Here is an 8,993-nt window from a genome sequence, read left to right as displayed (position 1 = left end):
GCCTACGAGGTCGAGGTACGCCTCAACGACGGGTCCCAGGTCGAAGTCGCCCTCGGCGCGGACTTCCGGGTCATGAGCCAGAGCGCCCCTGAACACGACGAAGACTGACACCGGGCAGCCTCCCGGCACTGACAAACGGTGCGACCCCCGCGATCGGTGAGGGTGCCGCAACCCCGCCGTGACCTACGCCCCGGTAGCATTTCGATCCCGTATCAAGAGGCCGCCACCGTCCAAGGACCCTAGTTCAGCCCGCCCACGGCACCCTACGCTCGGGCTACTGGTTCAACCGGAGCAATGGTGCAGGGGGAAGAATGCAGTTCGACCTAAGCGCAGTGGAAACCGGCACGATGGTGGTCATTGGAACCCTCGTGTTTGCCGTGATGATCGGCGCCTTCATGATGGTGTCCGCGTTCGCGGCCATGGTTTTGGTCGGTGTCGGCCGGCTCGCCTGGTACCTCGTGGCCGGCGCGCTGGTGGGCCTGGTCCACGGCATCAACCACGGTTGGGACCGGCTGGTCCACCACGCCTCAACGGTGGAGATGCCCGCCGATTTCCAGGTCGACTTCGGCACGGACTTCCGGTCCGACTTTCCGGGCCAGGCCTCCCCTAGCACAGGCACTTACCCGCGAGTAGTATTGCGGGACAGCTGAAGGGTCCTCCACCCGCGGCGGATCCAGGGCTCAAGCCGGTCACCCGGTTAGAGGAGATGCCCCGTGAGCTCCGCCATCGAAGACCCCGCCACCACACCCGGTACTCCAGCGTCAGATTCTCCAACATCAGGCATTCCGATTCCGGCGGCCGACGGGGACGCTGAGCACGTCGGCCCCGACGCGACGGCCGCCGACGCCCGCGCCATTGCCGAGGCCGCCCGCGAAACCAGTTGGACCCAGCCCAGCTTCGCGAAGGGCCTCTACCTTGGCAGCTTCGATTTGTCGCTGATACACCCGTGGCCCGAGGCCCCCGCCGACGACGTCGAACGCGGCGACGCGTTCATGGCCCGGCTGGCCGACTACTGCCGCACGATGTCCGGGCGCACCATCGAACGCGACGACCGGATCCCGGACGACTATCTCAAAGGGCTCGCGGAGCTCGGTGTGTTCGGAATGAAGATTCCCCGCGAATACGGCGGACTGGGCCTCACGCTCGTGTATTACGGCCGCGCACTGGCCATGCTGGGCTCGGTGCATCCAAGCCTTGGCGCCCTGATCTCCGCGCACCAGTCGATCGGCGTACCGGAGCCCGTCAAGGTCTTTGGCACTCCGGCCCAGAAGCGCGAATACCTGCCCCGCTGCGCCGCCGGCGCCGTCACCGCTTTCCTGCTCACCGAGCCCGACGTCGGCAGCGACCCCGCCCGGATGGGCAGCACGGCCGTCCTCTCCGACGACGGCGAGTCGTACCTCCTGGACGGCGTCAAGCTCTGGACCACCAACGGTGTTATCGCCGAGCTCGTCGTGGTCATGGCCCTCGTGCCGCCGCACACCGATGCGGACGGGACCGCCCACAAAGGCGGCATCAGCGCCTTCGTGGTCGAAATGGACACCCCTGGCATTACCGTGGAAAACCGCAACACCTTCATGGGGCTCCGCGGGATCGAAAACGGCGTCACCCGCTTCCACCAGGTCAGGGTCCCCGCTGCCAACCGGCTGGGCCGGGAAGGCCAGGGCCTGAAGATCGCCCTCACCACACTGAACACGGGCCGGCTCTCCATCCCCGCGCTGTGCGTCGCCACAGGCCGGTGGAGCCTGAAGATCGCCCGCGAATGGTCCGACGCCCGCACCCAGTGGGGCCGGCCGATCGGCCAGCATGAGGCAGTGGGCAAGAAAATCGCCTTCATCGCCGCCAGCGCCTTCGCCCTGGACGCCGTGTTTGAACTCTCTGCGGAAATGGCCGACGCCGGGCAGAAAGACATCCGGATCGAGGCGGCCCTCGCCAAGCTGTGGTCCACGGAGATCAGCTGCCTCATCGCGGACGAACTCGTGCAGATCCGCGGCGGCCGGGGCTTTGAAACGGCGGACTCCCTCGAAGCCCGCGGCGAGCGCGCCGTCGCCGCGGAACAGCAGCTCCGCGATATGAGAATCAACAGGATCTTCGAGGGGTCCTCGGAAATCATGAGGTTGCTGATCGCCCGCGAGGCCGTGGACGCGCACCTGGCCGCCGCGGGAGACCTCGCCTCGGAGGATGCCCGCCTCTCCGACAAGGCGAAGGCCGCCGTCGGCGCCTCCGGCTTCTACGCGAAGTGGTTGCCCAAACTCGTGGCCGGCGCCGGCATGGACCCGCGCTCCTACAGCGACTTCGGCCGGCTCGCGAAACAGCTGCGCTACGTGGAGCGCTCCTCCCGGCGCCTCGCCCGCCAGACCTTCTACGGGATGGGCCGGTGGCAGGCCAAACTTGAGCACAAGCAGGCGTTCCTGGGCCGGATCGTGGACATCGGTGCGGAGCTGTTTGCCATGGCAGCCTGCTGTTCGCGCGCCGAGATGCTGCTGCGGACGCAGCCGGAACGCGGCGCCTCCGCGTACGAACTCGCCGAGGCGTACTGCGAACAGGCCCGTGTTCGCGTCGACGAATATTTCGACCGGCTGTGGCGGAACACCGACGACGCCGACCATGCCCTGGCCCGCAAGACACTGGCCGGGGACTACACCTGGCTGGAAGCCGGAATCCTCGACCAGTCTGAAGGGACCGGTCCATGGATCGCGGATGCCAGCCGGCGCGCCTCCGTCCGGGAGGACCTGCACCGCAAGTACCGCTGACGGGCCGCCGCCACGGATAGTAAGCATCCTTGCTAACCGGATTCCGCCGTGGTTAGGTTGACGCCAGACCGGCGTCTCCAGTGTGGCCGGTCATTCAGCGAAAGTGAGCAGCCCTCATGAGCAGCACCGCAGGCCCCGACGACAAGACGACACAACACGCCGCGCAGGACGACGCCACAACCCGCCCGGTGACAGCAGTCCGCCACGACGACCCCGTCCGCGACGCACCGGTCCGCGATGCTGTTCACGACACTGTCGTGGAAGAGATCCCCACGCGCGAGACGGTAGTGGCCCGCGAGAAGGAACAGTTCGGCGGCATCAAGGTCGGCTCGGCATTCTTCGGCTGGCTGACGGCCACGGGTACGGCCGTGCTGCTCACCGCGCTGGTCGCTGCCGGCGGTACCGCCGTCGGTCTGGCCACCAACACCGATGTGAACGACGCCGTCGACCAGGCCTCCAGCAATCAGACGGTCGGGCTGACCGGCATCATCGTGCTGCTCGTGATCCTCCTGGTCGCCTACTACTGCGGCGGATACGTCGCCGGGCGCATGGCCCGCTTCAACGGCGCCAGGCAGGGCTTCATGGTCTGGATCTGGGCCCTGATCGCCGCGATCGTCGTCGCCGTGCTGGGCCTGGTCGCCGGGCAGCGCTTCAACATCCTGGCCAACCTGAACAGCTTCCCGCGGATCCCGATCAACGAGGGCGAATTGAACACCCTGAGCATCATCGCGGCGATCGTCGTGGCCGCGGTGGCTTTGGTGGGCGCAGTGCTGGGCGGCCTCGCGGGAATGCGTTTCCACCGCAGGGTGGATCGGGCCGGCTTCAGCCCGGCAGCAACGGTTGAGAACCACCCCGTCAGGGACAACTCAGCACGGGACAACTCAGCCGGGCGCCCCTAGCCGCGACGGCGTCAGCCCCGGAGGGCTCAGCCGGCAACGACGCCATCTACGTAGTACCAGCGCCGGTCCACCCGCACAAAGCGGCTGGTTTCGCGGTGCAGGCCGCGTTCGCCCTCGTGCCGGTAGTGCGCCGCGAATTCCACCGTGCCTTCGCTGTCCAGCGGGCCGCCGCGGCTGGTGGAGAGGATGTCCAGGCGTCGCCACTGCATGCCGGAATCAAACTCCAGCTCAGCGGGCCGAGTGTCCGGGTGCCAGGTCCGGAGCAGGTACCCCTCGTCGTGGACCACGAAGGCGCTGTACCGGGAGCGCATAAGCTGCTCCGCCGTAGGCGCCTCGGCGTCCCCGCGATGGAACCGGCCGCAGCAGTGCACATACGCCTCGCCCGACAGGCACGGGCAGTTCCCCTCATACGGCGCGGAATATGCCGCTTCCGGAATACTCACGGAGCGGTCCGTGCCAGATGCTCCGGCGGGCTCGGAATCGGCTGCTGCGGCGTGCGTCACAAGATGTCCTTCCGGCGGGCCGGACGACGCCGGCGGGGCTGTCTCCGACTATAGACGCCCGGCCGGCAGGGCCCGTGCCCCGCCCGCGGATAACGGCTTTGACACATATTCGCCACGACCGCCGGGGGCGGCACGGGGCCAGCGAAAAGTACGTATTGTTAAGGGGGCTCCTGCCCGCCGCGTGCTAGCGGCAGGGACCACGCTGAAGCAGGCCGGCAAGGAGAGGTGACATGGAAGATCCAACGACCATTGCGCTGAACCTGACTTTTTTCGGGACCCTCGGCGTGGCGTTCTTCATGTTCCTCGGCCTCTTCCTGGTCTTCGCCGCCACCCTCGTGCTCGCAGGGATCGGCCGGCTGGCGGCAGTCGTTGTCCTGGCCGTCGCCGGGCTCGTCCGCGGAACCCCGGTATCACGGGAAAATGGGGCTGGGGAAGAGCCGGCGCCGCACCGGCCGGCCAAGGCAGCGAAGCCCGCACGCCCCGCCCGGAATGCAGCCAAAAAGGAACCCGCACTGTCGCCGGAGTGGGCGGCCGCCGTGGCCCGGGCAGATGCCCGCGCCGCCGCGAGGGCCAGGGCCGAGGCCGGACCCGCCGTACGGGTCACCGTCCGGGACCTGCCCGACCCCCTTGCACCGGCACAGGACATCACAGAAGTCTCTGCCCTCGTGCAGTCTGCCACGGACACCAATGGAACACTCGGCTCCGTCCCGCGGGCGTTCAAAAAGCCGCCCATGCCCGCAGCGAAGTCCCTGCTGGACACCGGATCGCTCGTGGCGCTGCGCGGCACTCCGCCGGCCGGGAAAGCCAAACAGCCGGTCCAGGAACGCAAGGCCGGCTGAGCCCTTACCCCGGGCAGGCAAGTCCGCTACGTTGGAACCCATGGAATTCAGATACCTCGGGAACAGCGGCTTCAAGATTTCAGAAATCACGTTTGGCAACTGGCTGACCCATGGCTCCCAAGTGGAGAACGATGTCGCCACCCAGTGCGTCCGGGCCGCGCTCGACGCCGGTATCAGCACCTTCGACACGGCCGACGTGTACGCCAACACAGCGGCGGAGACGGTCCTCGGAGCAGCCTTGAAGGACGAGCGCCGCGAGTCGCTGGAAATTTTCACGAAGGTCTTCGGCCCCACCGGGCCCAAGGGCCACAACGATCTCGGCCTGTCCCGCAAGCACATCATGGAATCCATCAACGGCTCTCTCACCCGGCTGCAGACCGACTACGTGGACCTCTACCAGGCACACCGCTACGACTACGAGACGCCGCTGGAAGAGACCATGCAGGCCTTCGCGGACATCGTGCGGCAGGGCAAGGCCCTGTACATCGGGGTCAGCGAGTGGACGGCCAACCAGATCCGCGACGGCCATGCCCTCGCCAAGGAACTGGGCTTCCAGCTGATCTCCAACCAGCCTCAGTACTCCATGCTGTGGCGAGTGATCGAGGCCGAGGTGATTCCGGCGTCGGAAGAACTGGGCCTGTCCCAGATTGTCTGGTCCCCGATTGCCCAGGGCGTGCTGAGCGGCAAGTACCACCCCGGCAAGCCTGCCCCTGAGGGCAGCCGCGCCACGGACTCCAAGGGCGGTTCACGGATGATCGAGCGTTGGATGTCCAACGAGGTCCTCACCGGCGTCCAGCAGCTCAAGCCGATCGCGGAGGAGGCCGGGCTGACCATGGCGCAGCTCAGCATCGCCTGGGTGCTGCAGAACAAGAACGTGGCCTCCGCGATCATGGGAGCGTCCCGGCCGGAGCAGATCGAGAAAAACGTCGCGGCAGCCGGCGTGAAGCTGGACGCGGTGATCATGGACAAGATCGACGCCGTCATCGGCTCACTGGCCGAACGCGACCCCGCGCAGACCAAATCGCCCGCCTCCCGCGAGGCCTAGGCCATGACCAACGCTCCCGAGCTTGCCGTCACCGGGTCCACCGGCCAGCTGGGCGCCCTGGTGGCCAGGCTGCTGGCCCAGGCCGGCAGCCAGCAACGGCTCCTGGTGCGGGACGCCGCCCGGGCACCTGAGCTCGAAGGCGCCGTCCCCTTCGTCACCACCTACGCCGAGCCGGAGCAGGCGAAGACGGCGCTTTCCGGGGCGAAAACGTTGTTCATGGTCTCCGCAGCCGAGGCCGAGGACCGGCTGCAGCAGCACTACGCCTTCGTCGATGCCGCGGCCGCAGCGGGCGTCCAGCACATCGTGTACACCTCGTTCTTCGGCGCGGCGCCGGACTCCACGTTCACGCTGGGCCGGGACCACTTCGCGACCGAGGAGCGCATCAAGGCCTCCGGCATGGACTACACGTTCCTGCGGGACAACTTCTACCTGGACTTCCTGCCGCTGCTGGCCGGCGAGGACGGCGTGATCCGCGGCCCCGCCGGAGACGGCGTCATGGCTGCCGTGGCGCGGTCAGACATTGCCCGCTCGGCCGTCACCGTACTGCGGGACCCGTCCCTGCATGTGGGACGGACCTATGACCTGACCGGCCCGGAAGACATCTCGCTGGCCCGCGCCGCCGAACTCCTGACCGCCGGAACCGGCCGGGCCATCACCTTCCACAACGAGACCCTGGCGGAGGCCTACGGGTCCCGTGCCTCGTACGGCGCCCCGCCATGGCAGGTGGACGCCTGGGTGAGCACCTACACGGCCATCGCCGCCGGCGAACTCGCCGGTCCGACGTCGGCAGTGCATGAGCTGACGGGCCGGGAACCGCTGAGCCTGGCGCAGTTCCTGGCCGAGGCGCACACGCTGTAGCCCCTTGACCGGAAGAGACGGGACCGGAAGGGACGGGACCGGCGCGTCCCGGTGTTGACGGTTTCCGGGCTGCGGCGTAGACCTGAGACCAGGTGATACCTACTAAAACCGGCGGGTCCTTCACAGGAGCGGGACCGGGCCGGTCCGGAAAGAATCGCGGCATGCCATGCCAAAGCAAATGTCCAGACACTCTTCTGTCCTGAAGAGTCCGCGCCGGCAGGCCGGACAACCCCGGGCGCATCCCGGCGAACCGAGCCACGGCCCGCTGACGGCGGAGGAACTCCAGCTCGCCGTGCGGAACCATTCCATGCCGCTCGAGGCCCTGCGGAGCGACACCACACCGCCCGGACTGCACTACGTGCTCACGCACTTCGACATCCCGTTCATCGACGCCGATCACTGGCATCTGTGGATCGGCGGCGCCGTGCAGCGGTCCTTCGAACTGAGCCTGCGGGCCTTGCTCCGGGCACCGAGCATCACCCTCCCGGTCACCCTGGAGTGCGCCGGCAACGGCCGGTCCCTCCTGCGGCCCCGCCCACTGAGCCAGCCGTGGGTACTCGAGGGCGTGGGGACCGCCGTGTGGACCGGTGTCCCGCTCGCCTACCTGCTGACGCGGGCCGGAGTGGAGGACGACGCCGTGGAGGTGCTCTTCACCGGGGCCGACGCCGGCAGCCAGGGCGGCGTCGCCCAGCAGTACGCGCGCAGCCTGCCGATCGAGGAGGCCTTGCGCCCCGACGTCGTGCTCGCCTACCGGATGAACGGCGCAGACCTGCCGCCTCAGCACGGCTATCCGCTCCGGCTTGTGGTGCCCGGCTGGTACGGCATGGCGAGCGTGAAGTGGCTGACCTCGATCAAGGTTCTGACCAAGCCCTATGACGGTTTCCAGCAGGCAGTGGCGTACCGCTACCAGCATGACGCCGAGGATCCCGGAACCCCGGTCACCTGGATCAAGGTCCGCTCGCTCATGATGCCCCCGGGTGTCCCGGATTTCTTCACCCGGAGCCGGATCCTGCCCCCGGGACCGGTGATGCTCACCGGCCGGGCCTGGTCCGGGCAAGGCGCCGTGCAGCGCGTCGACGTCGGAATCGACGGAAAGTGGGCAGCGGCCCATCTGGAGCACCCTGCAGCGCCGTTCGCGTGGTGTGCGTGGTCGATGCCGTGGGTGGCCGATCCGGGCGAACACGAGCTCTCCTGCCGTGCCACGGATGCCAGCGGCGCGGTCCAGCCGCTGGAACCGGAATGGAACTACCAGGGCATGGGCAACAACGTGGTGCAGCGGATCAAGGTCAGCGTGGCATAGCGCCCCCATCCGGGGCGCGGGGACTTAGCGGCCGCGCCGCAGGTGCTCCGCATTCAGTTCATCGAGCTGGGAATCCGTGAGCTCGTCAAAGCCGCGGGCCTCGCGTTTGTCGCTGCGGGAGAAGCGGATGAACATCAGGATGATCAGGGGCAAGTCGACAATTTCGCAGATGAACCACAGGACGTCCCCCGCCAGCTGCTGGTCACGCAGGGCGTTGGGGAACCAGCCCATCGCAGACGGCGTCGTTGCGACGTGATCCAGCACCTGGCCGTTGAGGCGCAGCAGGATCCCGGGCACGGCATCGACCAGCAGCTCGATGAAGACAAACACGAACTCCACGATGAAGAACGCGCTGGAGCGGCGGAAGTCCGCGTCCTCGATGATCGGCAGGGCCATCATCATGCCAAGCAGCGGGACCCCCACCGTCAGGAGCGCCTCGGTCCAAGCGGCTGTGCGGAGGGTGTAGAAGGCCGGAGTCAGGAAGGTGGCGAAGAGGGCAAGGCCCAGGAGCGGGGCGGCCATGGAGTTGCCGGCAAACCGCACCGCGCTGTGCGCGAGCGCCCTGTTCAGCCGGCCGACGCCGCGCGGCGGCAGGGCCGCACGGGCGAGGGAGATGGGTTTTCCCAGGCCGATCAGCAGCGGCACCACGAAGAGCAACAGGGAAATCTTGAGCGTGAAGGCCCACCGGAGCTGCGCGCTGTAGACGCCAGGGAACCCGCACGTCAGCACTGTCAGGGACCCAAGGCCCAGAACATAGAACGCCAGCGTCCGCCACCCGGGATGGCGGTGCCCGCGCGCC

9 protein-coding genes are annotated in these 8,993 nt (G+C 67.9%); 7 read left to right on the top strand and 2 right to left on the bottom strand.

The annotated features are described in order from the left end of the window. The first annotated feature begins 311 nt into the window (after positions 1-311). The 3 genes from LQV45_RS12325 (at position 312) to LQV45_RS12315 (ending at position 3,649) form a co-directional block, all read left to right on the top strand. Positions 312-650, top strand: a complete 339-nt coding sequence (locus tag LQV45_RS12325) for a hypothetical protein (RefSeq protein ID WP_230007274.1) — start codon at positions 312-314, stop codon at positions 648-650. Positions 651-713: 63 nt separating this feature from the next. Continuing rightward, positions 714-2,750, top strand: coding sequence for an acyl-CoA dehydrogenase family protein (locus tag LQV45_RS12320; protein ID WP_374208201.1), 2,037 nt, complete (start codon positions 714-716; stop codon positions 2,748-2,750). Between the two features lie 116 nt (positions 2,751-2,866). Beyond that, positions 2,867-3,649 (top strand): hypothetical protein, encoded by a 783-nt coding sequence (locus LQV45_RS12315; RefSeq protein ID WP_230007273.1) that lies wholly within the window; start codon positions 2,867-2,869, stop codon positions 3,647-3,649. A 26-nt stretch (positions 3,650-3,675) separates the two neighbouring features. On the opposite strand, the gene LQV45_RS12310 is transcribed toward LQV45_RS12315, so the two are convergent. Continuing rightward, positions 3,676-4,092 carry a YchJ family protein gene (locus LQV45_RS12310; protein WP_230007272.1) on the bottom strand — a complete coding sequence of 139 codons (417 nt, stop codon included), beginning with the start codon at positions 4,090-4,092 and terminating at the stop codon, positions 3,676-3,678. A 290-nt stretch (positions 4,093-4,382) separates the two neighbouring features. Here LQV45_RS12310 and LQV45_RS12305 point away from each other — a divergent pair, with 290 nt between their 5' ends. The 4 genes from LQV45_RS12305 to LQV45_RS12290 all read left to right on the top strand — a co-directional run bounded on the left by LQV45_RS12305 (position 4,383) and on the right by LQV45_RS12290 (position 8,194). After that, positions 4,383-4,991 (top strand): hypothetical protein, encoded by a 609-nt coding sequence (locus LQV45_RS12305; RefSeq protein ID WP_230007271.1) that lies wholly within the window; start codon positions 4,383-4,385, stop codon positions 4,989-4,991. 40 nt (positions 4,992-5,031) lie between these two features. Then, complete coding sequence (locus tag LQV45_RS12300) at positions 5,032-6,036, top strand: aldo/keto reductase family protein (RefSeq protein WP_223915020.1); 1,005 nt, start codon at positions 5,032-5,034, stop codon at positions 6,034-6,036. Positions 6,037-6,039: 3 nt separating this feature from the next. After that, positions 6,040-6,894 (top strand): SDR family oxidoreductase, encoded by an 855-nt coding sequence (locus tag LQV45_RS12295; RefSeq protein WP_230007270.1) that lies wholly within the window; start codon positions 6,040-6,042, stop codon positions 6,892-6,894. Positions 6,895-7,072: 178 nt separating this feature from the next. Then, positions 7,073-8,194 (top strand): sulfite oxidase, encoded by a 1,122-nt coding sequence (locus LQV45_RS12290; protein WP_230007269.1) that lies wholly within the window; start codon positions 7,073-7,075, stop codon positions 8,192-8,194. 24 nt (positions 8,195-8,218) lie between these two features. Here the strand turns inward: LQV45_RS12290 and LQV45_RS12285 are convergent. After that, positions 8,219-8,993 (bottom strand): cytochrome c oxidase assembly protein (locus LQV45_RS12285; RefSeq protein WP_230007268.1); only part of this gene is annotated, 775 nt, incomplete at its 5' end.

The organism is Microbacterium sp. Bi128 (assembly GCF_918698205.1).
Note: the sequence above shows the minus strand (reverse complement) of the source record. Positions and strands in the feature narration are given on the sequence as shown.

Bases quoted from the DNA above. Each gene is read 5' to 3' on its own strand.
- LQV45_RS12300 (WP_223915020.1), top strand. From the start codon at position 5,032: ATGGAATTCAGATACCTCGGGAACAGCGGCTTCAAGATTTCAGAAATC.
- LQV45_RS12295 (WP_230007270.1), top strand. From the start codon at position 6,040: ATGACCAACGCTCCCGAGCTTGCCGTCACCGGGTCCACCGGCCAGCTG.
- LQV45_RS12325 (WP_230007274.1), top strand. From the start codon at position 312: ATGCAGTTCGACCTAAGCGCAGTGGAAACCGGCACGATGGTGGTCATT.
- LQV45_RS12315 (WP_230007273.1), top strand. From the start codon at position 2,867: ATGAGCAGCACCGCAGGCCCCGACGACAAGACGACACAACACGCCGCG.
- LQV45_RS12305 (WP_230007271.1), top strand. From the start codon at position 4,383: ATGGAAGATCCAACGACCATTGCGCTGAACCTGACTTTTTTCGGGACC.
- LQV45_RS12290 (WP_230007269.1), top strand. From the start codon at position 7,073: ATGTCCAGACACTCTTCTGTCCTGAAGAGTCCGCGCCGGCAGGCCGGA.